General features: G+C 75.1%; 19 protein-coding genes. 1 reads left to right on the forward strand and 18 read right to left on the reverse strand.

The genetic code is table 11. The annotated features are described in order from the left end of the window. Nucleotides 1–596: 596 nt before the first annotated feature. From O4U47_RS27745 to O4U47_RS27820, 16 genes are all read right to left on the reverse strand, one after another. Nucleotides 597–1,994 (reverse strand): NAD(P)/FAD-dependent oxidoreductase, encoded by a 1,398-nt coding sequence (locus O4U47_RS27745; protein ID WP_270680932.1) that lies wholly within the window; start codon nucleotides 1,992–1,994, stop codon nucleotides 597–599. Nucleotides 1,995–2,392: 398 nt separating this feature from the next. After that, nucleotides 2,393–2,884 carry a MarR family winged helix-turn-helix transcriptional regulator gene (locus O4U47_RS27750; RefSeq protein ID WP_270680933.1) on the reverse strand — a complete coding sequence of 164 codons (492 nt, stop codon included), beginning with the start codon at nucleotides 2,882–2,884 and terminating at the stop codon, nucleotides 2,393–2,395. Nucleotides 2,885–2,935: 51 nt separating this feature from the next. Beyond that, nucleotides 2,936–4,156 (reverse strand): aminotransferase family protein, encoded by a 1,221-nt coding sequence (locus tag O4U47_RS27755; RefSeq protein ID WP_270680946.1) that lies wholly within the window; start codon nucleotides 4,154–4,156, stop codon nucleotides 2,936–2,938. Between the two features lie 457 nt (nucleotides 4,157–4,613). Continuing rightward, nucleotides 4,614–7,109 (reverse strand): phenylalanine--tRNA ligase subunit beta, encoded by a 2,496-nt coding sequence (pheT, locus tag O4U47_RS27760; RefSeq protein WP_270680934.1) that lies wholly within the window; start codon nucleotides 7,107–7,109, stop codon nucleotides 4,614–4,616. Beyond that, nucleotides 7,109–8,227, reverse strand: coding sequence for a phenylalanine--tRNA ligase subunit alpha (gene pheS, locus O4U47_RS27765; RefSeq protein ID WP_270680935.1), 1,119 nt, complete (start codon nucleotides 8,225–8,227; stop codon nucleotides 7,109–7,111). Before pheS ends, pheT begins: the two co-directional genes overlap by 1 nt. Nucleotides 8,228–8,320: 93 nt before the next feature. After that, the gene (locus tag O4U47_RS27770; protein WP_270680947.1) at nucleotides 8,321–9,403 is read right to left on the reverse strand and encodes a sensor histidine kinase; all 1,083 of its coding nucleotides are present in this window, start codon (nucleotides 9,401–9,403) and stop codon (nucleotides 8,321–8,323) included. A 251-nt stretch (nucleotides 9,404–9,654) separates the two neighbouring features. Continuing rightward, nucleotides 9,655–10,500: a TrmH family RNA methyltransferase gene (locus O4U47_RS27775; RefSeq protein WP_270680936.1), complete on the reverse strand. Its 846-nt coding sequence runs from the start codon at nucleotides 10,498–10,500 to the stop codon at nucleotides 9,655–9,657. A 20-nt stretch (nucleotides 10,501–10,520) separates the two neighbouring features. Further along, on the reverse strand, nucleotides 10,521–10,901 hold the full coding sequence (rplT, locus tag O4U47_RS27780; RefSeq protein ID WP_270680937.1) for a 50S ribosomal protein L20: 381 nt from the start codon (nucleotides 10,899–10,901) through the stop codon (nucleotides 10,521–10,523). A 70-nt stretch (nucleotides 10,902–10,971) separates the two neighbouring features. Further along, nucleotides 10,972–11,163: a 50S ribosomal protein L35 gene (gene rpmI / locus O4U47_RS27785; protein ID WP_017625750.1), complete on the reverse strand. Its 192-nt coding sequence runs from the start codon at nucleotides 11,161–11,163 to the stop codon at nucleotides 10,972–10,974. Nucleotides 11,164–11,257: 94 nt separating this feature from the next. Next, complete coding sequence (gene infC / locus O4U47_RS27790) at nucleotides 11,258–11,860, reverse strand: translation initiation factor IF-3 (protein ID WP_270680948.1); 603 nt, start codon at nucleotides 11,858–11,860, stop codon at nucleotides 11,258–11,260. 354 nt (nucleotides 11,861–12,214) lie between these two features. Continuing rightward, nucleotides 12,215–13,045: a shikimate dehydrogenase gene (locus tag O4U47_RS27795; RefSeq protein ID WP_270680938.1), complete on the reverse strand. Its 831-nt coding sequence runs from the start codon at nucleotides 13,043–13,045 to the stop codon at nucleotides 12,215–12,217. Further along, a complete protein-coding gene (mltG, locus tag O4U47_RS27800) occupies nucleotides 13,045–14,064 on the reverse strand; it encodes an endolytic transglycosylase MltG (RefSeq protein ID WP_270680939.1) in 1,020 nt (339 codons plus the stop codon). Before mltG ends, O4U47_RS27795 begins: the two co-directional genes overlap by 1 nt. A 1,285-nt stretch (nucleotides 14,065–15,349) precedes the next feature. Then, nucleotides 15,350–15,829, reverse strand: coding sequence for a Holliday junction resolvase RuvX (ruvX, locus tag O4U47_RS27805; protein ID WP_270680940.1), 480 nt, complete (start codon nucleotides 15,827–15,829; stop codon nucleotides 15,350–15,352). An 894-nt stretch (nucleotides 15,830–16,723) separates the two neighbouring features. Beyond that, on the reverse strand, nucleotides 16,724–19,393 hold the full coding sequence (alaS, locus tag O4U47_RS27810) for an alanine--tRNA ligase (protein ID WP_270680941.1): 2,670 nt from the start codon (nucleotides 19,391–19,393) through the stop codon (nucleotides 16,724–16,726). Then, complete coding sequence (locus tag O4U47_RS27815; protein WP_270680942.1) at nucleotides 19,393–19,707, reverse strand: hypothetical protein; 315 nt, start codon at nucleotides 19,705–19,707, stop codon at nucleotides 19,393–19,395. The genes alaS and O4U47_RS27815 overlap by 1 nt, the downstream gene beginning before the upstream one ends. Further along, nucleotides 19,704–20,096, reverse strand: a complete 393-nt coding sequence (locus tag O4U47_RS27820) for a DUF948 domain-containing protein (protein WP_017625757.1) — start codon at nucleotides 20,094–20,096, stop codon at nucleotides 19,704–19,706. Before O4U47_RS27820 ends, O4U47_RS27815 begins: the two co-directional genes overlap by 4 nt. Before the next feature lie 283 nt (nucleotides 20,097–20,379). Here O4U47_RS27820 and O4U47_RS27825 point away from each other — a divergent pair, with 283 nt between their 5' ends. After that, entirely contained in the window at nucleotides 20,380–21,939 is a 1,560-nt protein-coding gene (locus O4U47_RS27825; RefSeq protein ID WP_270680943.1) for a serine/threonine-protein kinase, read from the forward strand. 45 nt (nucleotides 21,940–21,984) lie between these two features. Here O4U47_RS27825 and O4U47_RS27830 read toward each other — a convergent pair whose 3' ends face one another. Further along, on the reverse strand, nucleotides 21,985–23,328 hold the full coding sequence (locus O4U47_RS27830) for a replication-associated recombination protein A (RefSeq protein WP_270680944.1): 1,344 nt from the start codon (nucleotides 23,326–23,328) through the stop codon (nucleotides 21,985–21,987). A gap of 459 nt (nucleotides 23,329–23,787) precedes the next feature. Then, a complete protein-coding gene (locus O4U47_RS27835; protein ID WP_270680945.1) occupies nucleotides 23,788–25,800 on the reverse strand; it encodes a SpoIIE family protein phosphatase in 2,013 nt (670 codons plus the stop codon). Nucleotides 25,801–26,603: the final 803 nt, after the last annotated feature.

The following is a 26,603-nucleotide window of genomic DNA, read 5'->3' on the forward strand; positions in this document are numbered from 1 at the left end:
CTTTTGTCGAGATCATCGCGAGGAGGGCATCCGGCGGCCCGGCGGACGGCCGGGGTCCGTCAGCGGGGCACCAGCCGAGACACCGCCCGCCCGGACCGCGAGGAACCAGGCGCCCGGCAAGCAGGCCCGGGGAACCGCCCCGCCCGCGCCGACGCCGCCGAACACGGTGACCACGCGCACACCCGGCGGCCGACAGAACAACAGGTAGGGCCGCCGACCTTCGTCATCGCTGCCCTCCACCCCACACCCCGGCGGCCCGGCGCCCGGCCGGGGCCCGTCAGCGGGGAACCAGCCGACCCGCCCCCACCCGCACCGCGAGGAACCCGCCGGACGGCAAGCAAGCCCGGGGAACCACCCCCGCTCACGCCGTCGCCGCCCCCTGCACCGCCATGGCCCGGCGGACGGCCGGGGCCCGTGAGTGGGGTATCGGCTGGTCCCGCTGTCGCTGCCCACTATCGCGACCACGCACACGCCCGCCGCGCGGCCGACATCGCTACAGGTAGCCCCCGCCCTCGGGGACCGTTACCGCTTTCTCCAAGGCGCCGGTGGTCCGCCTCCGCCTCTGCCTGTGCCTCCGCCTCCGCCTCCGCCTCCCCCTACTCCGCCGTTCCCTTCGGGGACAGGCGTTCGGCGACTGTGGCCAGGCGGGACGTGCCGGTCAGGCGGCTCGTCTCCCTCTTGTCCGCTCCGCGGTACAGGCCCCTGGCCACCTGGCGGCCGATTCTCCGCAGGCGGGGGCTCTTCGTCCCCTCCAGGTCCGACCAGGGCAGGCGCACCAGTTCGGTGCGGCGCTCCAGGACCGTGTCGCGCAGGGTGCGCCCCACCACATTCGACAGGGCCATCCCGAAGCGGCCGTATCCCCCGGCCACCCCCACACCGGTCTCCCTGTCCAGGGTCAGCACCGGCGCGCGGTCCGCCGGAGCGCCCACCGGCCCCGTCCAGGCGTGCGCGATGGGCACGTCGGCGGCCTCGGGGAACATCCCGGCCAACGCCCTCCACAGTTCGGCGATGGCCTGCGGCGGCGCGGTCCCCGCCTCGCCCTGGGCGCCGCCGCGGGGCAGCGCCCCGCGGCCGCCGACGGCGAGGCGCCCGTCCGGGGTCCGGCGGGCGAACGCCGGGCGGTGCGCCGCGTCGGCCCGCATCTCCCTGCCGTCCCAGCCGATCTCCTCCCAGAGCCCCTCCTCCAGCGGCTCGGTGGCGATCATCGCGCAGGACTCGGTCGGCCACGCCTCCGCCCCCGGGGCGGGGAACCCTTCGGTGGCCAGGATCAGGGTCCGCGCGCGCACCGTGCCGAACGGGGTGACGGCCGCCGGGCCGTCCGCGCCCCCCGGCGCCACGGCGGTGACCGGCGTGCCCTCGAACACCTCGACGCCCCCGCGCTCGACCGCCTCGGCGAGCCCTCGGGCGAGCCGGACCGGGTCCAGGTCCGCGGCGTGCGGGGTGTAGGCGCGGCCGTCGCCGTCGACGTACAGGTCCTCGGGCCAGAACCCCCACTCCTGGAGCCAGGCCACTTCGGCGGTCAGGCGCTCCTTCTGCGCGGTGTTGGTCGCGGTGGTGCGCATCCCGCCCTTGACCGCGCCGGTGTCCAGGTCCTCTTTCTCCGCGACCGCGACCACTTCGTCGACGGCCGCCATCAGCGCACGCTGGAGCGCGATGACCGCGCCCTTGCCCCGGCGGCGCGCCAGCTCCTCGCGCGGGCCGGGGAAGTGGGCGGTGACCAGCCCGGCGCCGCGCCCGGCGGCCCCGTGGCCGGCGAATTCGCGCTCGACCACCGCCACACGCAGCCCCGGGTCGGCCTCAGCCAGGTAGTAGGCGGTCCAGAGGCCGGTGAACCCGGCCCCGACCACGCACACGTCGTATTCCGCGTCCCCCTGCAGCGACGCGCGCCGTTCCGGGGTCCCCTCCTCGCGGTACCAGTACGAGACTCCCCCGTTGCGGAACCCCTCCGATCGGGGGACCGGGCGCATTTCAGCCGCGCTGGCGAACAATTTCATCGGGCCGCCCCTCCGAGCCCTGGGTGGTGCCGTGCCGGGCCAGGCTATCGGGGCGCAGGCCGACGGTTATCCGTCTCCCCGGGCTTAAGTCCCGTGTGGAGTGCGCCTGCGCGCGGCCCCCTCCAGCGGCGGTCTCGGAAGAAGGAAACGGCGGTCGTGGGGCCCAACCCCGCTTTTCCCGAGATCAACGGGGGTGCGCCCGGCCATTCGGCCGTCCGGGCGGCGCCGGATGCGGGCAGGAGGTCGGGGACGTCCCGCCCGGCCGGTCCTGCCCTCGGCAGGGGCTTCCGCCCGACCCGGCCGCCCCGAAGCGGCGCGCCCGACCGAAGGCGGCGCGGCCGACCGGCGTCGATCCGCCCGACCGGAGGCGGCCCCCTCGCGGCGCCCGAAGGCGGGGCTCACTCCCCCGCGCGGGCGTTGTCCCTCAGGGCCCGTGCCAGGCCGGCCAGCCTCTCCACGCCCTCGGCGCCGATCACGGCGAGGACGTGCTCCCTCAGCAGTGCCGCGTGGCGGGCCTTGGCCTCGTCGGCCACGGCGCGGCCGGCGGGGGTCAGTACCGCGTAGACCACCCGCCGGTCCGTCGGGCAGGACTCGCGGGCCAGATACCCCTTGTGCGCCATCCGGTCGGCGAGCTTGGTGAATCCCCCGCTGCTCAGGCTCACCTCGCGGGCGAGCCTGCTCATCGGCAGCCGCTGCTGCGGCGAGCGCTGCAGCCGGATGAGGACCTCGAACCAGGGGCCGGCCATGTCGCCGCCGCTGGTGTCGAGGCCCTTGAGCAGCCTCGGATCGATGTCCCTGAGCGCCTCATGGATCAGGCCCCAGGCGGTGATCAGCTCGTCGTCGGTGGGCCCGTCGGCCGACCGCCCCATCCCCCGTGTCTCATTTTCCACAGAAAACTTCTTCCTAAGAAACATTTCCGTGGAAAGCATACCTCCCGCAGGCTACCGCGCCGCCACCGCGTCCAGGGCACCGCGCACCGTCGCCACCAGGTGCTCGATCTGCTCCCAGGTGATCACCAGCGGCGGGGAGATGAGCAGCGTCTCGGGGATCGCCCGCACCACCACCCCGCGCGAGCGCGCCTCGGTGAACACGTCCGGGGAGGTCACCCCGCGCTCGGCGGCCTCGGCGTTCAGCTTCACCGCCGCCATCACGCCGGTGCCCGCACGCACCTCCTCGACCAGCGGGTGGTCCTCCAGGGTGCGCACCGCCGACTCCAGCTGCACCTCGATCTCCCGGGCCACGGTGAACAGGTCCTCGCGCTCCAGGATGTCCATGTTGGCCTGGGCCGCGGCGCAGCAGGACGGGTGCCCCGCGTACGTGGTGCCGTGGTGGAACGGGTTGCCCGGCCGGTTCCAGAACGGCTCGGCGATGCGCCCGTCGACGACGACCCCGCCCAGCGGCAGGTACCCGCTGGTGACCCCCTTGGCGAAGACCAGCATGTCCGGGCGCACGCCGAAGCGCTCGATGCCGAACCAGTCCCCCAGCCGGGCGAAGCCGCAGATGACGCTGTCGGCGACGAACAGCACCCCGTACCGGCGGCAGATCCGGGAGACCTCCTCGAAGTAGCCCGGCTCCGGGGCGTACACCCCGCCCGCGCCGATCACCGGCTCGGCGAAGAACGCCGCCACCCGCTCGGGCCCGACCCGCAGGATCTCGGCCTCCAGGGCGGCGGCCGAGTCGTGCGGCACCACCGAGGAGTCCTCCACCGTCGGGCCGAAGCCCTCGCGGAACCGGTCCATGCCGATGATGCCGGTGCCGAAGCCGTGCAGGCCGTGGTACCCCCCGGTGCGGGAGATCAGGTGGGTGCGCTCGGGGGCGCCCACCGCGGCGAAGTAGCGCCGCGCCAGCTTGGCCGCGGTCTCGATGGACTCGCCTCCCCCGCAGCTGAGGATCACCCGCGGGTCGGCGACCGGCGCGTGGGCGGCCAGCCGCTCGCTGAGCTCGATCGCCGGGGCGTTGGCGAAGTCGCCGTAGACCGTGTAGGCCTCCAGCTCGGTCATCTGCCGGTGCACCGCATCGGCGATCTCCTTGCGGCCGTGGCCGACGTTGCAGTACCAGAGGCTCGCGGTCCCGTCGAGGTACCGGTCCCCGGACTCGTCCCACAGCCACACGCCCTCGGCGCGCGCCACCGTGAACTTCGGGCCCTGGGTGACCCGGTGCATATCGCTGAACGTATGCCAGAAGCGTCCGGGCTCCCGCTGCTTCTGCTGTTCGCGGGCATACGAAACCACTGTTTCGGTCATGAACCGACCTCCGAGCCACGTCGTGCGTGCGTCGAGCACGCGAGAACGCCGAGTGAAACAGCTGTTCCGCGAGAGTCCGGCGAGCCCGGGTCGCGGCAGGTGCCTGCAGGTTAAGGCCGCGCGCGCTCCCGGTTCAAGAGACGAAACAAGGAATACTCCCCCGATTTACAAGAGGCATTCACGCTACCCCCCGCCCTGTCTCGCAAAACCCCCTCTCACCAGCGGATAAGCGACGAAAAAAATCCCGCACCGGACGGGTCGTCCGGTGCGGGAACGGGGCCGGTCGGCCCTCCGCCGAGGGGGCGGAGGCCGGGCGCGGCGTGCCCTTCCGACACGCCGCGCCGGGTGCGGGCGCGGCCGCGCCCGGCGTGTCGCGCTAACCGCGCAGGACCGCCCCGGTGCGCTCGGCCGCGGCCGCCACGGCCGCCTCGCGCGCCTGCGCCGCCTCCTCGGCGGTCAGGGTCCGGTCGGAGGCGCGGAACCGCAGCGTGTAGGCGAGCGACTTGCGCCCCTCCCCCACCTGCTCGCCGGTGAAGACGTCGAACAGCCGCACGTCCTCCAGCAGCTCCCCGGCCCCGGACCGCAGCGCCGCCTCGACCTCGCCCGCGGGCACGTCCTGGCCGACCACCAGGGCCACGTCCTGGATGGCGACCGGGTAGGACGACACGTGCGGCGCCGTCAGCGGCTCGGCGGCCTCCAGCAGCAGGTCCAGGCCGATCTCCATGGCGACCGTGCGCGGCGGCAGCCCGTAGGCCTTGACCACCCGCGGGTGCAGCTCCCCGGCGTGCCCCACGAGCACCTCGCCGCCGCCGGTGACCGCGTACAGGGCGGCGCACCGCCCCGGGTGCCAGGGCGCGTACTGCGCCGCGCGCACCACCAGCTCCACGCGGGCGGCGCGGGCCACCTCGCGGGCCGACTCCACGGCGTCGGACCAGGACACCTCACGGCCCTCGCCCCACCACCCGGCGGGCTCGCGCCGCCCGGCCAGCACGGTCGCCGCGCGCAGCGGCTGCTCGGGCAGGGCCGCGTCCAGGGCCTCCCGCTCCTCGGCCGTGGGGGCGCGGTCCACCCCGGGCAGCGGCGCGCGCTCGGGCGCGCCCTCCCGGGGCAGGTACACCGGCCCGGTCTCGTACAGGGCGGCGTCGGGCATGCCCCGCCCCACGTTCCGCACCAGGGTCTTGAGCAGCCCCGGCAGCAGGGTGGTGCGCAGCAGCGGCTCGTCCTCGTTGAGCGGGTTGGCGAGCCGGACGCAGGTGCGGCGCGGGTCGTCCGCCCCGACCTGGAGCCCCTCCAGGTCGCGCTCGCCGACGAACGGGTAGCACAGCACCTCGTTGTGCCCCGAGGCGGCCAGGGCCCGCCCCACGGCGCGGCGGGTGCGCTGGGCCGGGGTGAGCCCGCGCCCGGCGGGCGCGCGCGGCGGCACCGACGGGATGTTCTCGTACCCCTCCAGGCGGATGACCTCTTCGGCGAGGTCGTTGGGGTCGGTCAGGTCGGGCCGCCAGGTGGGCGGGGTGACGGTGAGCGCGTCTCCGTCGCCCTCCACGGTGCAGCCCATCTGCTCCAGCCGGTGCACCACGGTCGCGCGCGGGTACTCCACCCCGGCGACCCGGCCGGGGTGGGCGGCGTGCAGCGCGACGGGGCGCGGGGCGCGGGGCGCACCGACGGCGGTGTAGCCGGGCTCCACCTGCGCGCCGCCGAGCTCGGCCAGCAGGTCCGCGGCGCGGGTGGCGGCCCGGAGCTGCAGGGCGGAGTCGATGCCGCGCTCGAAGCGCCGGGAGGACTCCGAGGAGAGCTGGTGGCGGCGGGAGGCGCGGGCGATGTGCGTCTCGTCGAAGTGCCCGGCCTCGACGATGATGTTCCGGGTGCCCTCGCCGACCTCGGTCTCGGCGCCGCCCATGACCCCGGCGATGTTGACGGGGCCGCGGTCGTCGGCGATGACGATGTCGTCGGGGTCGAGGTCGCGCTTGACGTGGTCGAGGGTCTCCAGCGACTCGCCCTTGCGGGCGGCGCGCACCCGCAGGGCGCCCTGGATGCGGTCCCCGTCCCAGGCGTGGAGGGGCTGGCCGAGCTCCATCATCACGTAGTTGGTGATGTCGACCGCCAGCGAGATGGACCGCACCCCGCACAGGGCCAGGCGCCGCTTCATCCAGATCGGGGTGGGCGCGGCCGGGTCGTACCCGCGCGCGGTGCGCAGCACGTAGGCGCCGCACAGGGAGGGGTCGGCCTCGGCCGGGTGGCCCCCGCCCGCGGTGCCGACGGCCTCGACCGACGCGGCCGGGTCGCGGAAGGCGGTGCCGTACAAGGCGGCGGCGTCGCGGGCCACGCCCCGCACCGACAGCGCGTAGCCCCGGTCGGGGGTGACGGCGATGTCGAGCACGTCCTCGCGCAGCGGCAGGAACCCGAAGGCGTCGTCGCCGGGCTCGGCGGTGCCGGGCTCCAGCACGATGATGCCCGCGTGGTCCTCCCACAGGTCCAGCTCGGAGGCCGAGCAGATCATGCCCTCGGACATGCGGCCGTAGGTCTTCCGGGAGCCGATGGCGAAGCCGCCGGGCAGCTCCGCGCCGGGCAGGGCGACCACGACCAGGTCGCCCTCGGCGAAGTTGCGGGCGCCGCAGACGATGCCCTGCGGCTCGCCGGTGCCGTTGGCCCGCCCCACGTCGACCCGGCAGAAGCGGATCGGCTTCTTGAAGCCGGTCAGCTCCTCGATCTCCAGGACCCGCCCGGCGACCAGGGGGCCGGTGATGTCGGCGCCCACGGCCTCGACCGTCTCCACCTCCAGCCCGGCCTCGATGAGGCGGGCGGCCAGGGAGCGGGCCGTGGTGCCCTCGGGCAGGCCGGTGTAGTCGCACAGCCAGGAAAGGGGGACGCGCATCAGATCTCCATCCCGAACGCCGAGGTGAACCGGACGTCGCCCTCGACCATGTCGTGCATGTCCTCGACACCGTTGGCGAACATCAGCGTGCGCTCGATGCCCAGCCCGAAGGCCCATCCGCTGTAGCGCCCGGTGTCGACCCCGGCGGCGGTCAGCACCCGCGGGTTGACCACGCCGCACCCGCCGATCTCGATCCACCCCTCCGAGGAGCAGGTGCGGCAGGGCCGGGCGGGGTCGCCGACCGACGCGCCCCGGCACACGAAGCACTCCATGTCGACCTCGGCCGACGGCTCGGTGAAGGGGAAGTAGGAGGCCCGGAACCGGGTCCGCAGTCCGCTGCCGAACATCCCCTCCACGAAGGCGTCGATCGCGCCGCGCAGGTGGGCCATGGTGATGCCCTCGTCCACGACCAGGCCCTCGAGCTGGTGGAAGACGGGGGTGTGGGTGGCGTCCAGCTCGTCGGTGCGGAAGGTGGTGCCGGGTGCGACCACGTAGACCGGCGGCCTGCGCTCCAGCAGCGCCCGCACCTGCACCGGGGAGGTGTGGGTGCGCAGCACCTGGCGGGACTCCCCGCCGGAGGGCGCCTGCACGAAGAAGGTGTCCTGCATGGTGCGGGCGGGGTGGTCGGGCAGGAAGTTCAGGGCGTCGAAGTTGTACCACTCGGCCTCGACCTCGGGGCCCTCGGCCACCTCGAAGCCCATGGCGACGAAGATGTCGGTCATGCGCTCGGCGACGGTGGTCAGGGGGTGCCGGGCCCCGCGGGGCGCGCGGCCGGTGGGCAGGGTGACGTCGACGGCCTCCTCGATGAGGACGCGGCGGTCGCGCTCGGCCTCCAGCTCGGCCTGGCGGTCCTTGAGGGCCTGGCCGACCTGCTTGCGGGCGCCGCCGACCCGCTTGCCGGCCTCGGCCTTGGCGGCCGGGGGCAGCGAGCCGATCTCGCGGTTGGCCAGGGCCAGCGGGGAGCGGTCCCCGGCGTGCGCGGCCTTGGCCTCCTTCAGGGCCTCCAGGGAGTCGGCCGCCGCGATCGCGGCCAGGGCCGCGTCGAGCATCTCGGCGACCTCGTCGGGGTGGAGGGGCGTCACCTCGACCGGGTCATAGGAGTTGTTGGGTGCAGACATGGTTCTTTCGCCTCGCAGCCCGCCGCGGCGGCGGGCTCTGGCCGACAAGGAGCAGTCACTGCTGGTGGGAGGCCCGCCGCTGCGCCGGTCCGCTCAGGCGAACTCGGGGGCGCCGGCGGGCACGGTAAATCGGAACTCCGCACCCCCGGTGGGGGCGCGGCCGACGGTGATCGCGCCGCCATGGGCCTCGATCAGGCCCTTGACGATGAACAGCCCCAGGCCGGTGCCGCCGCGGCGCCGGGAGCGCCAGAACTGGCGGAAGACGCGCGGCACGGCCTCGGGCGGTATGCCCGTGCCCTCGTCGCGCACCGACACGGCTGCTCCCTCCTCATGCGGCTCGATCACTATGGTGACAGTACCAGCGCCGTGCCGCACCGCGTTCTCCACCAGGTTGGACAGGATCTGCTCGACCTTGTCGGCGTCCAGCCACAGCTCGGGCAGCGGCCCGGCCACGTGCAGGCGGAACCGGTCGGCGGGGTCCCCGGCGGCGATCCGCCCGGCGACCACCTTGCGCACCCGCTCGGGAAGGTCGACCACGGCGCGGCGCACCTCCAGCCGCCCGGACTCGATCCGCGAGACGCTGAGCAGCTCGGTGATCAGCCGGGTGACCCGGTCGGCGTCGGCGTTGACGGTCTCCAGCATGAAGATCTTCTGCCGCTCGGTGAGCCGGTCCCACTTGGCCAGCACCGTGGCGGTGAACCCCTTGACGCTGGTCAGCGGGGAGCGCAGCTCGTGGGCGACGGTGGAGACCAGATCGGCGCGGCCGCGGTCGGCGCGCTCGCGCGGGGCGGCGTCGCGCAGCGTGACCACCAGGCGGGCCAGCGGCCCGGCGGGGTGCTCGCGCACGTAGCGGGCGCTCATCAGCACCTCGCGGCCGTCGCCCAGGCAGAGGCGCCGCTCGGGCTGGCGGGTGCGGGTGCGCAGGCCGCCGTAGGGGTCGGAGCACTTCCACCAGTCGCGGCCGTCGGCGTCGGCCAGCGGGAGGACGTCGCGCAGGTCGCGGCCGAGCGCGGCGTCGGGGTCGGTGCGGCACAGGCGGGCGGCCATCCGGTTGAAGACCACCACCCGGCCGGCGCCGTCGGCCACGAGCAGCCCGTCCGGCAGGTCGTCGGCGGCGACGGCGGTGCCGGCCGCGGTCCCTGCCCTCTGGTCGCCGTCCACGACCGCCTCCCGCACCCTCGCAACGCCCCTGGCGGCGCCGCCGCCCTCCCCCGGTGTCACCGAAGGTCAGTACCCTTCCGCGGGAGCGGCTAGTCGGACCGGGTGCGGCGCCCCGCCGTGATGGACCGAGCGTAGCGGCTCCGGCGGGGGCGCGGGCAAGTCGCCGCGGGGCCGACAGCGCCCGTGCCGCACCGGACGCGGCCCGGTGCGGCCCCGGTGACGTGCGGCTTCCGCGGGCCTACCCGGATCACGGGTCGTAACGGGGGTTACGCGCCGTCCGCATTGCGGGGGGCGGCCGGAGCGCCGGCCCTGCGCTGCTCACGGGCGGTGGTGTAGAGGCACACCGCGGCGGCCGTGGCGAGGTTGAGGCTCTCGGCGGCGCCGTAGATCGGCACGCTCACCGCGCCGTCGGTCAGGGCGAGGGTCTCGGCGGGCAGCCCCCAGGCCTCGTTGCCGAAGACCCAGGCGACGGGGCCGCCGAGCCCGCCCGCGTCGGCGGTGGCGTGCAGGTCGGCGTCGCCGCCGCCGTCGGCGGCCCACACCGCGGCGCCCTCCCCGCGCAGCAGGTCCACCGCCTCGGCGGCGGGCACGTCCACCACCACGGGCAGGTGGAACAGGCTCCCGGCCGAGGCGCGCACGCACTTGCCGTTGTAGGGGTCGACCGAGGCGTCGGTGAACACCACGGCGTCGGCCCCGGCCGCGTCGGCGGTGCGCAGCACCGTACCGGCGTTGCCGGGGTCGCGCACGTGGGACAGGACGGCCACCATGCGGGCGCCGCGCACCCGCTCCAGCGGCACGTCCACGAACGGGCAGACCGCCACCAGCCCCTGGGGGGTGACCGTCTGCGCCAGCTCGGCCATCACCTCCACGCTGACCCGGTGCACCGGCACGTCCGCGGAGTAGGCGGCGGTGACCAGATCGTCGTGGCGGCGGGAGGCCTCGGCGGTGGCGAACAGCTCGGCCACGCCGCCGGGGCGGGCCAGCGCCTCGCGCACCGCCTGCGGGCCCTCCGCCAGGAAGCGCCTCTCGCGCTGGCGGAAGGCGCGCTTGGCGAGCCGACGAGCCCCCTTGATCCGGGGGGAGCGGACGCTCGTGTACTCGTGGCTCGCCATCGCGGACCCGTGCTCCGGGGTCAGGCCGCGGCCTGGGAGGCGGGGGCGGGCAGGTTCTTCTTCGCCGTCTCGACCAGGGAGGCGAACGCGGCCGGGTCGTTGACCGCGAGCTCGGCGAGCATGCGGCGGTCGACCTCGATGCCGGCCGTCTTCAGGCCCTGCATGAACCGGTTGTAGGTGAGGCCGTTCGCGCGGGCGCCGGCGTTGATGCGCTGGATCCACAGGCGGCGGAACTGGCCCTTGCGGTCCTTGCGGTCCCGGTAGGAGTAGGTCATCGAGTGGAGCATCTGCTCCTTGGCCTTGCGGTACAGGCGCGACCGCTGGCCGCGGTAGCCGCTGGCCCGCTCGAGGACGACCCGGCGCTTCTTCTTGGCGTTGAGAGCCCGCTTCACGCGTGCCACTGTGACTCCTCAGGGTTCCCGGTGACGCTCACCGCGCCACCGCTTCGTCTACGTCCGAACGCGGCCGGGCTCAGCCCAGCAGCTTCTTGATCTTCTTGGCGTCGGCACGCGCCATCTCCACCTCGCCGGTCAGGCGGCGGGTGCGCTTGGAGGGCTTGTGCTCCAGCAGGTGGTTCTTGTTGGCACGGCGGCGCATGATCTTGCCGGAGCCGGTCACGCGGAAGCGCTTGCTGGCACCACTGTGCGATTTGTTCTTCGGCATCTCGCCGTCGTCTCCTACTCGTTGTCTCGGCGTGCGCACACCCGGCGCCGGGCCGCCCGGGGGCGGCCCGGCGCCGGACGTGTCGGCGGGCGGGTCAGCCCTGCCCGCTCTGCTGCTCCTCGCGGCGCTGCTCGCGGCGGGTCTTGCCGCCGCCGGCCGCGCGGGCCTCGGCCTTGTGCTCGGAGCGGCGCTTGTGCGGCCCCAGGACCATGACCATGTTGCGGCCGTCCTGCTTGGGCTGCGACTCCACCGATCCCAGGTCCTGGACGTCCTCGGCCAGCCTGGCCAGCAGCCGGCGTCCCAGCTCGGGGCGGGACTGCTCACGGCCGCGGAACATGATCGTCACCTTGACCTTGTCCCCGCCCTTGAGGAAGCGCTCGACGTGACCCTTCTTGGTGTCGTAGTCGTGCGCGTCGATCTTCGGGCGGAGCTTGATCTCCTTGATGATCGTGTTCGACTGGTTCTTACGCGACTCGCGCGCCTTGACCGCGGACTCGTACTTGTACTTGCCGTAGTCCATCAGCTTGGCGACCGGCGGCCGCGCGGTCGGGGCGACCTCGACCAAGTCGAGGTCGGCCTCCTGTGCCAGGCGCAGGGCGTCCTGCACGGGCACGATGCCGACCTGCTCGCCGTTGGGCCCGACGAGTCGGACCTCGGAAACCCGGATGCGGTCGTTGATGCGGGGCTCGGCGCTGATGAGACCCCTCCCTAGCCTTGTCGTGGTGCTCCGTAGTAGGGGTTCCCACCCGCGGCCCCGGGTTTAAGGGGGCGGAAAGCGAAAAACCCCGCCAGCCGTGGCAAGCGGGGTGATCCACCGGGCGGCGGACACGTGCGTCCCGCGGGGTCCTCGGACCCCGCGCGGTGTGCCGCACCGCCGACCGGATACCTGTGCGAGTTGCGCCCGACAGGTGGGAGGACCCGCCTCCGCTTGCGTCCCCGGGCACATGCGCGCCCGGTTCAGGTCAGGACCCCACTCTACCAGGGTGGCCGGACCTGATGGGCCTCCGCTGCGGGGACCCCTGCAGACGCGCCAACGCCGGTGCGCACCGGGCTATTCCCGCTCCGCCGCGCGCCGGGCGAGCTCGGCCTCGCCCGCGCGGCGCATCCGCTCCACCGGGGCCCGTTCGACCCCGGTCATCAGCTCCACCTGGGCCGCCGCCTGGTGCAGCAGCATCGCGAAGCCGCCGACGACGGTGCGTCCGGCCTCCGCCGCCGCCCGTCCCAGCGCGGTCGGCCACGGACTGTAGACCACGTCGAACACGGCGGCGCCGCTCGCCGCGACCGCGTCCGCCCACGGATCGGCGGCCCCCGACGGCAGCGTGCCGGCCACCAGGTCGACGTCCAGGTGGCGCTTCAGGTCGGCCAGGGGCGCCAGCTCGACGGCGATCCCAGCGCGCTCCCCCGCCGCCCGCACGCCCTCGGCCCGCGCGGGGTCCCGGGCGAGCACCGTGACCTCCACCGCACCCAGGCGGCGCAGGGCCGCGACGGCGGAGGCGGCGGTCGCCCCGCCGCCGAGCACCGCCGCGGTGCGGGGGGCGCCGGCTCCGGCCTCGCGCAGCGCCTCGCCGATCCCGTACACGTCGGTGTTGTAGGCCAGGCGCCGCCCTTCGCGGAAGACCAGCGTGTTCGACGCGCCCACTTCGTGAGAGGCGTCGTCGGCGGTGTCCGCGGCCTCCAGGGCGGCCTTCTTGAGCGGCATGGTCAGCGACAGGCCCGCCCATTCGGGGCCGCACCCGCGCAGGAACGGCAGCAGCCCGTCCTCACGGCACTCGTAGCGCCCGTAGCTCCACTCCCCCGCGATGCCCAGCGCCTCGTAGGCGGCGCCGTGCAGCACCGGCGAGAGCGAGTGCTCCACGGGCGAGCCCAACACGGCCGCGCGCATCAGGCGCCTCCCTGCTGGCTCTGCTGGAAGCGCTGCTTGAGCACCTGGAACTCCTCGTAGGTCTCGGCGAACTCGGTGACGCCGTTCTCCGGGTCGGTCGCCACGAAGTACAGGTAGTCCTCGTCGGAGGGGTTCAGCGCCGCCTTGATGGCGTCCTCCCCCGGGCTGACGAACGGACCGGCGGGCAGGCCCTTGCGGCCATAGGTGGCGTAGTCGCTGTCCTCGGCCTTGCACTGGGCGAGCTGGTCGTTGGTCAGCGCGATGCCGTGCTCGCCGATGACGTAGAAGCAGGTGCTGTCCATCCCCAGCTCCATGCCCTCCTCCAAGCGGTTGTGGACCACCGCGGAGATGTCCGGCATGTCCTCGATCGACCCGGTCTCGGCCTGCACGATGGCGGCCACCGCCATGACCTCGTCGGGGTCCAGGCCGTCCGCATCGGCCTCCGCCTCCAGGTCGACCTCGGGGTCCTCGGCGACCTGGTCGAAGCGGCGCACCATCATGGACAGCGCGTCCTGGGCGGTCATGTCGGGGGTGAAGGTGTAGGTGTCCGGGAACAGGTAGCCCTCGGTGCCCTTGTCCGCGTAGTCGGGCACCCCGAGCGAGGCCGGGTCGTCGAAGGCGGCCTGCAGGTCCTCCAGCGGGATGCCCGCCTCCTCCGAGATCTGCGCCAGGATCTCCGCACCGCGCTTGCCCTCCTTGATGGTGACGCGGGTCTCGGCGCGGGCGGCGGGGTCGAGCATCAGCTCAACGGCGGCGTCCGCGCTCATCTCCGAGCGCAGCAGGTAGGTGCCGGGCGGCAGCTCGGCCCCGGCCTCGCCGAGCGCGTTGGTGAACGCGCGGGAGCTGGCCACCACGCCCGCGTCCGCCAGGATGTCGCCGATGGCGCCGCCGGAGGCGCCCTCCGGGACGACGACCTCGACCTCCCCGCTGCCCGCGCCGTCGTAGTCGGCGGGGAACAGGTAGGTGCGCGCGGCGAAGCCGCCGCCTGCGACGACCACCGCCAGGGCGGCGCCGACCACGATGATCTTGGTCTTTCCGCTGCGGGCCGGGCGGTCCCCGTCGCCGCCGCGGCCGCGGCCGCGGCCGCGGGAGGCACCGCCCCGTCGGCGGGAGCGGCGGGGGGCCTCGCGGTCCCCCGCGCGGCGCGAACGGCGCCCGCGCGGTGCGGGCTCGGCGTCCGCGTCATGCTCGTCGCGATCGCCGTCAGCGTAGGCGTCGTCGGGCGCGGCGCGGGTCCGGGGGCCCCGCGCCTGCGGCCGGGCGCGTCCGGCACGTACTCCGGCGCCGCTGGGGCGGCGGCCTCGAAGGGCTCCGACGGGTGCGGATCGGGGGCGGGCGCCCCGCGCTCCCGGCGTCCGCGCCGCTCCCCGCGCCCTCCTCGTCCGGCGCGCTCGCTCCGGTCGGCGTGCTCGGAGTGATCCTCGGACCCGCCGTCCGCGTCCTCGTCATGCCCTGTGTACCCGGCGCGCTCGGACTCGGACCGGCGCGCCCTGCGGCGCCCGCCCTTGCGCGTCACCGGTACGGCGTCGAAGTCCAGTGTGCGCCGGGGCAGCGGGTGGCCGAAGGGGTCGTCCTCCTCCTCGGAGGGCGCGGAGCCCAGGCCCAGGGGGTCGGCCTCGTCCTCGGGCCCACGGCGGCGCCGACGGCCGCGGGGGCGGCGCTCGTCCGGGTCGCCGGGACCGGCCGGCACGGGGCCGGAGTCGACGGCGGGGTCGCGCGGCGGGGGCGGGGGCGGCGCCGCACCGCCCTCGGAGGCGGGGCCCTGCAGGTCCGGGTCGGTCTCGGGTTTGCGACGGCGGCCCCTGCGGGGCCCACCGGCGGTGTGCGGCGCGGCGGGGCCGCCCGACACCCCCGGCCATGAGCCGGTGTCGGGAGAGGCGGGCCATGCACCGGTGTCGGTTCCGGGCCAGGCGCCGGACTCCCGGCCCGGCCCGGCCCCCGTGTCCGGAGGCGGCGGGGCCGCGGGGCCGCCGATCGGGTCGGGGGGCGGGGCCGCGCCGCCGGAGGAGTGCCGCCCGTGCCGGCCGCCCGCCGAGGGGGCGGCGGGCCAGGGGTCGGTCAGTGGGTCCCCCGCCGGGCCGGTGGAGGCCAGGGGGTCGGCGGGGCCGGCGGAGGCGGCGCTGGCGGCCCGGCGGCCTCCGAGCGCGGACCCCAGGTCGGAGCGGGGCCCAGCGAACGGTCCGGAGTGCGGGTCGGCCGCGGGCCGGGGGCGCGGGCCGCCGAGCGGGTCCGGCTCGTCGGGCTCCTCGCGGCGGGCCCTGCGGCCGCGGTAGGGCCGGTGCTCCCCGTAGGGGTCGTTGCCGTTCATCGGCCCACCTCGACGATCTCCCCCGGGGGCCGCCCCGCCGTGCGCTCGGTGTCCAGCGCCGACTGCAGCAGCACCACGGCGGCCGCCTGGTCGATCACGGCGCGGCGGGCCCGGCCCGCGCGGGCGCCGCGCTTGGCGTGCCCGGGGCCGGAGACCAACTGCTGCTGGGCGGTCACGGTGGTCAGCCGCTCGTCCACCATCCGCACCGGGACCGGGTCCAGCTTGGCGGCCAGCGCCTTGGCGAAGGCGCGCGCCGACCGGGCCGCGGCCCCTTCGGCTCCGGACAGCGACGCCGGCAGGCCGACCACGACCTCCCGGGCCTCGCGCTCGACCACCAGGGCGGCGATGCGGTCCAGGTCGCCCGGGCCGCGGCGGACGGTCTCCACCGGGGAGGCCAGCATGCCGCCCGGGTCACTGGCGGCGACGCCGATGCGGGCGTCACCGGGGTCCACGGCCAGACGTACGCCGTTCCTCAACGACCGGTCTCCCCCGTGCGGGAACCAGGGCATGGCGCGGGGAGCACGGCCTGCCGCGCGGGGACCGGGCGCGGGCCGCGCCGCGTGTCCGACGGTCGACGGCGCGGCCGGGCCGCCGCCGTCTCAGCGGCGGCCGCTCCCGGACACCGCTCACGATCCATGCGACCCACCCTAGGGGCGGTGGCAGGGGTCACGTCTCGTTCCTTTCTGGCGGGCACCGCGCCGGACGGCAGGCACGGCGGTGGTCCGCCGCGGCGCCGGGGATTCCTCCTGGGATCCCGCGCCGCAGCGGGCTAAGCGTGTCACGGGGATCCGCCCGCGGTGCGGCGCCCGGGCCCGGCCCACGCCGCGTCCCCCTTCGGACGGCGGCCCGACCCGGGACGCCTTCCGCTACGCGACGGCCGCACCTGGACACCGTCCCCGACGGGCCTGATCCAGGCAACACACCTTAGGGGGTTTTGCGTGGATCATCACCGACGGCGCGGCGACCGGACACTACACTCACTGCGTTCTCAATGGTCGGCGGCCCTCCGGCCGCGCTCCCTCCTCGGATTCGCGGTGGCCGCACCCGGACAGCGCCCGCGACGGGCCCGGCCTCGGCGGCGCACTGCCAGGGGGTGTCGCACGGATCACGCCCCCTCCGCTGTCGATCTCGGGAAAAGCGACGCTAGAACCGCGCTCGTTGCGTCGCCCCCCGAGATCAACGGGGATCCGGGCCAGAGGGCCCCGCACCGGAGGGACGCCGCGGGACTCCAGGCAGGACCTGGGGAACACAGCGGCCGTGCGATGGACGCACCCGGACACCGCTCCCGACGGCAACGGCCCACGCGGCACCCCGCGGGCGGGGCCCCGGCGGAACGCGGCCCCACCTGACGACTCTGCCTCGGAAACGGCTCAGGCGGACTCTCCGACGCGCGCTTCGATGGCACCGAGGGCGCGGTCGACCGCGGCGGGGTCGGTGCCACCGCCCTGGGCGACGTCGGGCTTGCCGCCCCCGCCGCCGCCGAGCTCACGGGCGGCGACGCCCACCAGGTCGCCGGCCTTCAGGCCGCGCTTCTGGGCGGCCTTGTTGGCGGCGACCACGACCACCGGGCGGTCCTTGGGCACCCCGGCCACGGCGACCACGGCCGGACGGTCCCCGTCGAGCCGGCCGCGTACGTCCAGCGCCAGCTTGCGCAGGTCGTCGCCGGTGGCGCCGTCCTCGGCGCGGTGGGCCACCAGCAGCACCCCGGCGCGCTCGCGGGCGCCGTCGGCCAGCCCGGCGGCGGCCTGGAGCACCTGGGCGGCGCGCAGCCGCTCGATCTCCTTCTCGGCGGCGCGCATCCGCGAGACCAGGGAGTCGATGCGCTCGGGCAGCTCCTCACGCGGGGCCTTGAGCTGCTCGGAGAGCTGGCCCACCAGCATGGACTCCTTGGACAGGCGGCGGAAGGCGTCGATGCCGACGGCGGCCTCCACGCGGCGCACGCCCGAGCCGACCGAGGACTCGCCCAGCACCTTGACCACGCCGAGGCGGCCGGTGGCCGGGACGTGGGTGCCGCCGCACAGCTCCCGGGAGTAGTCGCTCATCTCGACCACGCGCACCCGGTCGCCGTACTTCTCGCCGAACATCGCCAGGGCGCCCATCTTCAGCGCCTCGTCCAGGGAGGTCTGGAAGTCGCGGACCTGGATGTCGTCGGCCAGGACGGTGTTGACCTCCTCCTCGACCTCGGCCAGCTCCTCGGGGCGCAGCGGCCGGTCGGCGGTGAAGTCGAAGCGCAGCCGCCCGGGCTGGTTCTCCGAGCCCGCCTGCCCGGTCGAGGGGCCCAGCGCGTTGCGCAGCGCCGAGTGGATGAGGTGGGTGGCCGAGTGCGAGCGGGAGACCGACGCGCGGCGGCCGCCGTCGATGGCGGCGTGCACCGGGTCGTCGACCACCAGCTCGCCGGAGCGCACGGTGCCGCGGTGGACGAACAGGCCGGGCAGCGGCTTCTGCACGTCCTCCACGTCGGCGGTGCCCCGGCCGTCCACGCTGATGGTGCCCTGGTCGGCGAGCTGGCCGCCGGACTCGGCGTAGAAGGGGGTGCGGTCGAGCACGATCTCGACCTTGTCCCCGGCGCGGGCCACGTCGACCGCCTGGCCGCCGACGATCAGGCCCAGGACGCGCGCCTCGCCCTCCTGGTCGGTGTAGCCGAGGAAGTCGGTGGCGCCGGAGGTGTCCAGCAGCCGCGCGTACACGCTGACGTCGGCGTTGCCGAGCTTCTTGGCCTTGGCGTCGCGCTTGGCGGTGTCGCGCTGCTGCTGCATGAGCGAGTCGAAGGCGTTCTCGTCGACCTTGAGCCCCTGCTCGGCCGCCATCTCCAGGGTGAGGTCGATGGGGAAGCCGTAGGTGTCGTGGAGCTGGAAGGCGTCGGAGCCGGAGAAGGTGGTGCCGCCCGCGGCGCGGGTGCGCTCGGCCGCGCGGTTGAACAGCGCGGTGCCCGAGCGCAGGGTGTCGGCGAAGTTCTTCTCCTCGGCGTCGATGACGCCGTGGATCATCGCCGCCTTCTCCAGCAGGTCGGGGTAGATGTCCTTCATCGCGTCGATGCTGACCGCGGTCAGCTCGTGCATGTGGAAGGCGTCGGACCCGGAGAGCAGCCGCAGGTTGCGGATGGAGCGGCGCAGGATGCGGCGCAGGACGTAGCCGGCCTTCTCGTTGCCGGGGCGCACCCCGTCGCCGACCAGCATCACGGCGCTGCGCACGTGGTCGGCGACCACGCGCAGCATGACGTCCTGGCCGGCGTCGTCGCCGTAGCGGGTCCCGGAGAGCTCGGCGGCCTTGGCCAGGACGCGGCCGATGATGTCGGTCTCGTAGATGTTGTCGACGCCCTGCAGCACCGAGGCCAGGCGCTCCAGCCCCAGGCCGGTGTCGATGTTCTGCTGGGGCAGGTCGCCGAGGATCGGGTAGTCCTTGCCGGACCCTTCGCCCCGCTCGTACTGCATGAAGACGAGGTTCCAGATCTCGATGTAGCGGTCCTCGTCGGCCTCGGGGCCGCCCTCGGCGCCGTACTCGGGGCCGCGGTCGTAGAAGATCTCGGAGCAGGGGCCGCACGGGCCGGGCACGCCCATGTCCCAGTAGTTCTCGTCCATGCCCATGCGCTGGATGCGCTCGGGGCGCACGCCCACCTTGTCCCGCCAGATCGCGGCGGCCTCGTCGTCGTCGAGGTAGACGGTGACCCACAGGCGCTCCGGATCGATGCCGAAGCCGCCCTCCTCGACGGGCGTGGTCACCAGCTCCCAGGCCAGCGGGATGGCCCGCTCCTTGAAGTAGTCGCCGAAGGAGAAGTTCCCGAGCATCTGGAAGAACGTGGCGTGCCGGGCCGTCTTGCCGACCTCTTCGATGTCCTTGGTGCGGATGCACTTCTGCACGCTGGTGGCCGTGGCGTAGGGCGGCGTGCGCTGGCCCAGGAAATAGGGCTTGAACGGCACCATGCCGGCCGGGACCAGCAGCAGCGTGGGGTCCTCGGCGACCAGGCTCGCGGAGGGGACGACGGTGTGTCCGTTCTTCTCGAAGAATGCGAGGAAGCGGCGTGCGATCTCTGCCGTCTCCATCAGCGGCCGTCCTTCATCTCGGGGGCGCCGTTCGCGCCGCGCGTTTCGATCTGTGCCCGACCGGGGCGGGGAAGCCTGCCGGGACCCGGCCGCTCGGCGGAGTAGAGGCGCAGGAGCTCGGCCTCCCGCTGCTCCATGGCGTCGTGGACGTCCTCGTTGAACTCGCGGAGGGCGGCCCGGTAGTCGGCGACGCGGTCCTCGACGCGGTCGGCGATGCCTTCCGGACTCCACGCACGCGCCGTGCGGTTGAGCCTGTGCACAACATACCCGCCGAGCACGGCTCCCGCGACGAGATAGACCAGGCGGCCGGTCACCGGCGCTCCCTCCTGCGGCGGGTGCGCACCAGCGCCAGGGCCTTGCGCTGCCCCATCACGCGGCGCACACCGTAGGACAGCGACGCGATCTTCACGAGCGGGCCGCCCACCACCGAACGGGTGAGCGCGGTCATGGTGGACAGGTCCTCGGTGGAGGCCGCGACGTTGGCGGTGATCTCCTCCACCCGCTCCAGCGAGGCGTCGGTGCGCTCCACGGTGGCGGCGACGTCGTCCAGCAGCGGCCGGGTGCGCTCGCCGAAGTCGGCCACGACCTTGGTGGCCTCGGTGAGCAGGCGGGTCAGCTTGACGAGGGTCACGCACAGGAACGCGACCAGGACGGTCCAGACCACCGCCGCGATGAGGGCGGCGAGCTCTCCTCCGGTCAGCATGCGGGCTCCGTTGGCGGTCGGGGTTCGGGGGCTCTCCGGGGGGACGGGGCCGCACGGCCGGGGGCGGGCGGGGGCGCCGCGCCGGCGGCCGGGCCTGGAGCCGGTCCGGGAGCCGAATACGGACGACCCTATCGCGTCCGGAAGGCGCGCGCCCTCCCCTGTGCGGGGCGTGGCGGCCGGACCGCGCGCGGCGCGCGCGTCGACGGATCGACCGCTATGCATGAGAATCAGGGGCGGCACACCATTCGCCCCCATCACGACGACAGGTGGACAGGACCCCCGCATGAGCCGACGCTCCCCGAACGAGATGTCCGTTCTGGTCCCTCCGAACCTGGGGCCGCTGGCCCCGTCCGACCCCCGGCGTCTGGGCCCCTACCTGGTGATCGGGCGGATCGGTCAGGGCGGCACCGGCACCGTCTTCGCCGCGGTGGACCCGATGGGCGGGGACGACCCGCTGGCCGCGGTCAAGGCGCTGCACTCCCCCGGGCTGGAGGACCCGCGCACCCGCGGGCTGCTGCACGCCCGCCTGGAGGCGCTGGCCGCGGTGGACGGGCGGGTGTACGTGCCGCCGGTGCGCTTCGACGCCGAGGGGGCGCCGCCGTGGCTGGCGATGCCCTACGTTCCGGGCATCCCGCTGGCGGCCTACATCCGGCGGCGCGGGCCGATGGGGCCGGGGCGGCTGCTGGCGCTGGCGGCCGGGCTGGCCGAGGGGCTGCTGGCGCTGCACCGGCGGCAGGTGCCGCACGGCGACATCAAGCCCGGCAACGTGATCATCGGGAGCAGGGGGCCGCGCATCCTGGACTGTGCGCTGCCCGGCGACGACGAGGTGCTGCGGCGCACCGCCGGGGCGTGGCTCAGCCCCGAGCGGCACCAGGGGGCGCCGCCCTCGCCCGCCGCGGACGTGTTCGCCTGGGGGGCGGTGCTGGCGTTCGCCGCGACCGGGAAGCTGCCGTTCGGGCTGGGCGAGCCGGAGGTGCTGGCGCAGCGGGTGCAGACCGAGGAGCCGCGGCTGGAGGGGGTGCCGCGGGAGCTGATGCCGCTGGTCTCCCGCGCGCTGGCCAAGGACCCGGCGGAGCGGCCCTCCATCCGGGAGCTCATCGGGTCGGCGATCGCCGCCTGGGAGCAGATCGTGGCCGAGGACGCGAAGGGGGCCCAGGAGGCGGGAGTGCGGGGCACCGCGGTGACCAAGGTGCTCTCCCGGGAGTGGCAGGGCGTGGTGGAGCCCGCCCGTCTGCCGCGGATGATCACGCTGGACGACGGGGCGGTGCGCCGGCCGGGCCGGGTGCCGCTGCTGATCGGCGGGGCCGCGGTCGTGCTGGCGCTGCTGGGCGGCGGCGCGTGGGCGGGGCTGCGCGTGGCGGGCGGCGGGGAGGAGCCCGCGCCCCGGCCCTCGGAGTCGCCGTCGGCGCCGGTGGAGACCCAGGAGGGGCCGCGCACGGCGACGGTGCGGTTCGACCCCACCGAGCAGGAGGACCCCGAGGACGGCCCGTGGGTGTTCACCCGGGTCGAGCAGGCGGACCCCGGCGCCGAACCCCCGGAGGGCGGGGCGCTGCGCCCGCAGGACTGGGACGCCTACTGGGTGCCCGCGGAGGGGGCGGAGCCGGAGACGGCGGTCATCCCCGAGGACGCCGAGGTGTACTGCGCGAACTACTGCACCCCCGGGCCGGGGTGGATCGAGGACGGCCGCGGCACCTACGAGGCGACGGGGGCGGAGTTCACGGAGTACCTGTCGTGGGGGCGGGTGGTGATCGCGGAGGTGGAGTTCGCCGAAGGCGGCGGCGACGGCGAGGAGCCGGAGATCGTGCGCATCACCGAGCTGTACCCGCAGCCGCTCGAAGGCTGACGCCCGAAGGCCGAACGGGGCGGCGCGCCGGCCGGGCCCGCCTCCTCAGCCGTCGGAGCCGCCGCCGGAGCCGCCGGGTCGGCGGACCTCCTTGATGCGCTCCAGCACCTCGGCATAACGGCGCTCCGCGCCGTGGGAGGTCGGGCGGTAGTACTCGGTGCCGTCCACACCGTCCGGGGCGTACTGCTGGGCCACCACCCCGCCCGGGTAGTCGTGGGCGTACTTGTAGCCGTCGCCGTGGCCGAGCTGCTCGGCGCCCTTGTAGTGGCCGTCGCGCAGGTGCGCGGGCACCGCCCCGGCGCGCCCCGCGCGCACGTCGCCCATGGCCGCGTCGATCGCGCGGATGACCGCGTTCGACTTGGGCGCCAGGCTGATGTGCACCACCGCCTGGGCCAGGTTGATGCGCGCCTCGGGCAGCCCGATCAGCTCCACCGCCTGGGCGGCGGCCACCGCCGTCTGCAGGGCCGCGGGGTCGGCCATCCCCACGTCCTCGCTGGCGTGCACGACGAGGCGGCGGGCGATGAAGCGGGGGTCCTCCCCCGCCTCGATCATCCGGGCCAGGTAGTGCAGGGCGGCGTCCGGGTCGCTGCCGCGCATGCTCTTGATGAACGCGCTGATCACGTCGTAGTGCTGGTCTCCGGAGCGGTCGTAGCGCACGGCGTGGCGGTCGACCGCCCGCTCCAGGTCGGCGAGGGTGATCTCGGCGCGCTCCCCCGCCACCAGGGAGGCGGCCTCCAGGTAGGTCAGGGAGCGGCGCGCGTCGCCCCCGGCCAGGCGGACCAGGTGCCCCTCGGCCTCCGCGGAGAGGGTGTGGCGGCCGTCGAGCCCGCGCTCGTCCTCCAGGGCGCGGGCGAGCACGCCGCGCACGTCGTCGTCGGTCAGCGACTCCAGGGTGAGCAGCAGCGACCGGGACAGCAGCGGGGACACCACCGAGAAGAAGGGGTTCTCGGTGGTGGCGCCGATGAAGCTGACCCACCGGTTCTCCACCGCCGGGAGCAGGGCGTCCTGCTGGGTCTTGCTGAAGCGGTGCACCTCGTCGACGAAGAGGAGGGTGCGGGTGCCGCGCATGCCCATCAGGCGCCGCGCCTCGTCGATGACCGCGCGCACCTCCTTGACCCCGGCGCTGACCGCGGACAGCTCCACGAAGCGGCGGTCGGTGGCGCGGCTGACCACGGTGGCCAGGGTGGTCTTGCCGGTGCCGGGTGGGCCCCACAGGAACAGGGACATGGGGGCGTCGTCCTCGACCAGGCGGCGGAGCGGGCTGCCCGCGCCCAGCAGGTGCCCCTGCCCGGCCACCTCGTCCAGGGTGCGGGGGCGCATCCGCACCGCCAGCGGCTCCTGGGTGCGTTGGGCCTCGGCTCCGGCGTCGTCGAACAGCGTTTCGGACACGCCTCCACGGTATCGGTTCGTGCCCACCGCCCCGGGCCGCCGGAGGCCGGAACGGGACCGGGACCAGGGAGCGGTGGAGACCTCCGGGGCACAGCGGCGGTCCGGAACAGGACGGGTCGCGTCCCCCGGAGTGGCGTGATTCCCATCTGTCCAGGTCAGCGCGCCCGGAAGGGCGCTGGGGGCGGGCCGGTCCCCCCAGCGCCTTGACCGGCGTCCCCGCCGACGGGCGGCCACGACCGCCGGAAGTCGCACCACCCCGGCGGACACCGCCACCGGACGGGCCCACTGAACACCGGAACGCGCGCACAGAACCGGGGCGGACCCGGAGCGGACAGGGGACCGCTCCACCGGCGCCCACGGCACCCCGCCTCAGGCCGGCCAGGGGGACGAGCGGTCCGGAAGCGGACTCGGAACCGGTGGCCGCCGCCGCCCGGCCGCCCCGCCGCCGGGCGGGGGCGGTCAGCCGCTCATCCGGGCGATGAGGATGGCGATGTCGTCGCCGCGCCCGGCCGGGGCCAAGGCGGCCAGGGTCGTCGCGGCGGCGTGCACGTCGGCGCCCATGCTCCGCAGCGCCTCGCCGGTGGCGGCCAGGCCGTCGTCCATGGACACCTCCGAGCTCTCCACCAGGCCGTCGGAGCACATCAGCAGGGTCTCCCCCGGGTGCAGCACCCGCTCGGTCACCGAGTACTTGCTCTCGGAGTCCACGCCCACCGGCGGCCCGGTCTCCACCTCCCAGGCCTCGTAGCCGTCCTCGGTGGCGATGATCGCCGGGGGCTGCCCGGCCCAGGCCGCGCGCATCCGGCCGCTGTCCAGGTCCAGGACGAGGTAGCCGCAGGTCGCGAAGACGATCTCGCCCGTCTCGGTGAGCAGCCGGTTGGTCTCGGCCAGCACCGCGCCCGGGTCGGCCTCGGTGGTGGCGTAGGCGCGGAACGCGACCCGGATCTGGCCCATGGCGGCGGCCGCCTCCACCCCGTGGCCCTGCACGTCGCCCACGACCAGGCCGACGCGGCGCCCGGGCAGCCGGATGACGTCGTAGAAGTCGCCGCAGACACGCCACCCGGCGCGGGCGGGCAGGTACCGCACGGCGATGTCGAGGTCGCCCACGTGCGGGATCTGCGGGGGCAGCATGCGGCGCTGCACCTCGTCGGCCAGCTCCAGCTCCTCGAGCTGCCGGTACACGCGCTGCAGCGCCTGCCCGGCCAGCCCGGCGAGGGTGAGCATGAGGGCGCGCTCGTCGGGGGTGGCGTGGTGCGGGCGGTCCCAGGCGACCTGCCACACGCCCAGCGCGACCCGGCGGTCGCCGAAGATCGGCACGGTGGCCCAGGACTGGGAGCTGGACCGGGCCATCAGCGGTTCGGCGGCCGGGAAGCGCTCCAGCATCTCGGCGCGGCTCTCGAAGAAGCGGGGCTGGCGGTCCTGGACGACCGCGCCCATGGGGTAGGCGGCGTCGGCGGCGTCCCGCCCGTCGATGAGCGGCTCGGTTCCCGCCCGCACCCGGGCCGTCGGGTAGGGGCGCAGCACGCCGTCCTCGACCAGCATCACCCCTGCGGCGCTGCCGCCGAAGATGGGCACGAAGTCCTCGGCGAGCAGCCCGGTGACCTCGTCCACGGTGGTGGCCGAGACGAGTTTGGCGGCCAGCTCGGTGACCTGGCGGCCCTGGGCGGCCTCGATCCGGCGGCGGTCGGCGAGGCGGCGGATGAGCTGCACGTGCTCGGTGACGTCGTCGATGACGCCGACCAGCCGGGGGCCGGTGGGCCCCTCGACGTAGCGGGCCTTGGCGTGCAGGACCCGCTCGTCGCCGACCAGGTCGGTCATCCGGAACCGCTGCTCGTAGTCGCGGCCCAGGTGGGAGGCTTCGACGGCGTCGCGCACCCGGGCGATGTCGTCCGGGTGCACGCGCACCAGGAGCGCCTCCAGGTCGCGGGCGTCCCCGGCGAGCATCCGGCCCAGCGGGGAGGGGCCGAACAGCTCGCGGATGCGGCCGGTGCTCAGGTCCAGGCTCCACAGGGCGGTGTCGGACCCGGCGGTGCGCAGTTCGGTGAGGGCGCGCACGGCCTCCTCGTCGCGCACCGTCTCCTGGAGCATGACCACCGCGGCGGCGGCGCCGGAGGCGCCGTCGGCACCGGGCAGGGCGCGCACGCGGACGGTGAGGCGGCGGCGCTCGCCGTCGGGGCGGACCAGACCCACCGCGCGGGGGCGGGGTTCGAGGCGCTTGAAGGCGCCCCGGTGCAGGTCCCAGGCGCGGCCGACGTCGGCGCCGGAGAGCAGGTCGGGCCATGGGCGGCCGGCCAGCTCTTCGGCGGAGACGCCGACGGCCTCGGTGAAGGCCCGGTTGGCCTGGACGATCACGCCGGTGCGGTCGACCGCGGCCAGGGCCGCGGGCGCGCCGGCGAAGGCCGCGTCGGCCCCGCCCTCCCCGCGGGCCGGCTGCGGCCCGGCCGTCCCCTCCGCTGCGCCGGTTGTGCGGTTCACGTGCTGTTTCAATCCCTGGTGTCGGTGCGGACGCCTCCGGGCCGCGGCGCTCGGAGGTAGATCGGGCGTCCGATTCGGATCAGTTTAGCCATCCGGGCCGCGTTCGCGCCGCCGCTGCTCCGGGCGGTCGTGGCTGTCGGGCACGGCGCGGAGGAATGCGCGGCCGCAGGAGGCGGGATGGGCCGTTCACCGGCCGGCGGGGCACCCGCGGCGCCCAGTGCATCCGCGGCACGCCCCACGTTATGCCAATCGGGAGCGTTTTCGCGCCTTTCCCGCGCCGGGCGGGCCGCATCCACTCCCGGACCAGGCGCGACGCGCCCGGCGGAACCGGAATCCGGAGGAGAAAACACCCCCTCGCCCGTCCGTTTCCGGACAATTCCGCAGGTCCGATTCCTGCCAGGATCGCGCGCCGCCGATTCCGACACGTTCGAGCAGAGGTCACGAAAGGGTTCCGGTTCCCCAAGGAGACGCGACGGACACCGACGTAAAAGACAAATAGAACCAAAAGGACCGGTAACGGGAAGGGCGAGTGGACGGTCGGGAGAGCGGGAGGGAGGAGGAGAGGCGTACGGAGTGCGGCGCCGAGGAGAGGGGACGCCCTTCCTGCGGCACCGTCGGCCGCGCGGCGTGTGCGAGGTCGCTGGAGTGGGCCACGACCGAGGACAGCGGCCCTACCTGCAGCGTTGTCGGCTGCCGGGTGTGTGCGTGGTCGCGGTTGATGGCGGCGACGGCGGAAGCGGGGCGGTTCCCCGGGCCTGCTCGCCGGGCGCCGGGTTCCTCGCGGTGCGGGTGGGCGGGCGGCT

The organism is Nocardiopsis suaedae, assembly GCF_027706745.1.
Taxonomy (GTDB): domain Bacteria; phylum Actinomycetota; class Actinomycetes; order Streptosporangiales; family Streptosporangiaceae; genus Nocardiopsis_A; species Nocardiopsis_A suaedae.

Coding starts and splice junctions, on each gene's coding strand:
- O4U47_RS27745 (WP_270680932.1), bottom strand. CDS start 1,994: ATGAAATTGTTCGCCAGCGCGGCTGAAATGCGCCCGGTCCCCCGATCG.
- O4U47_RS27755 (WP_270680946.1), bottom strand. CDS start 4,156: ATGCACCGGGTCACCCAGGGCCCGAAGTTCACGGTGGCGCGCGCCGAG.
- pheT (WP_270680934.1), bottom strand. CDS start 7,109: ATGCGCGTCCCCCTTTCCTGGCTGTGCGACTACACCGGCCTGCCCGAG.
- pheS (WP_270680935.1), bottom strand. CDS start 8,227: ATGTCTGCACCCAACAACTCCTATGACCCGGTCGAGGTGACGCCCCTC.
- O4U47_RS27775 (WP_270680936.1), bottom strand. CDS start 10,500: ATGGCGAGCCACGAGTACACGAGCGTCCGCTCCCCCCGGATCAAGGGG.
- rpmI (WP_017625750.1), bottom strand. CDS start 11,163: ATGCCGAAGAACAAATCGCACAGTGGTGCCAGCAAGCGCTTCCGCGTG.
- O4U47_RS27795 (WP_270680938.1), bottom strand. CDS start 13,045: ATGCGCGCGGCCGTGTTGGGCTCGCCCGTGGAGCACTCGCTCTCGCCG.
- alaS (WP_270680941.1), bottom strand. CDS start 19,393: ATGGAGACGGCAGAGATCGCACGCCGCTTCCTCGCATTCTTCGAGAAG.
- O4U47_RS27820 (WP_017625757.1), bottom strand. CDS start 20,096: ATGCTGACCGGAGGAGAGCTCGCCGCCCTCATCGCGGCGGTGGTCTGG.
- O4U47_RS27825 (WP_270680943.1), top strand. CDS start 20,380: ATGAGCCGACGCTCCCCGAACGAGATGTCCGTTCTGGTCCCTCCGAAC.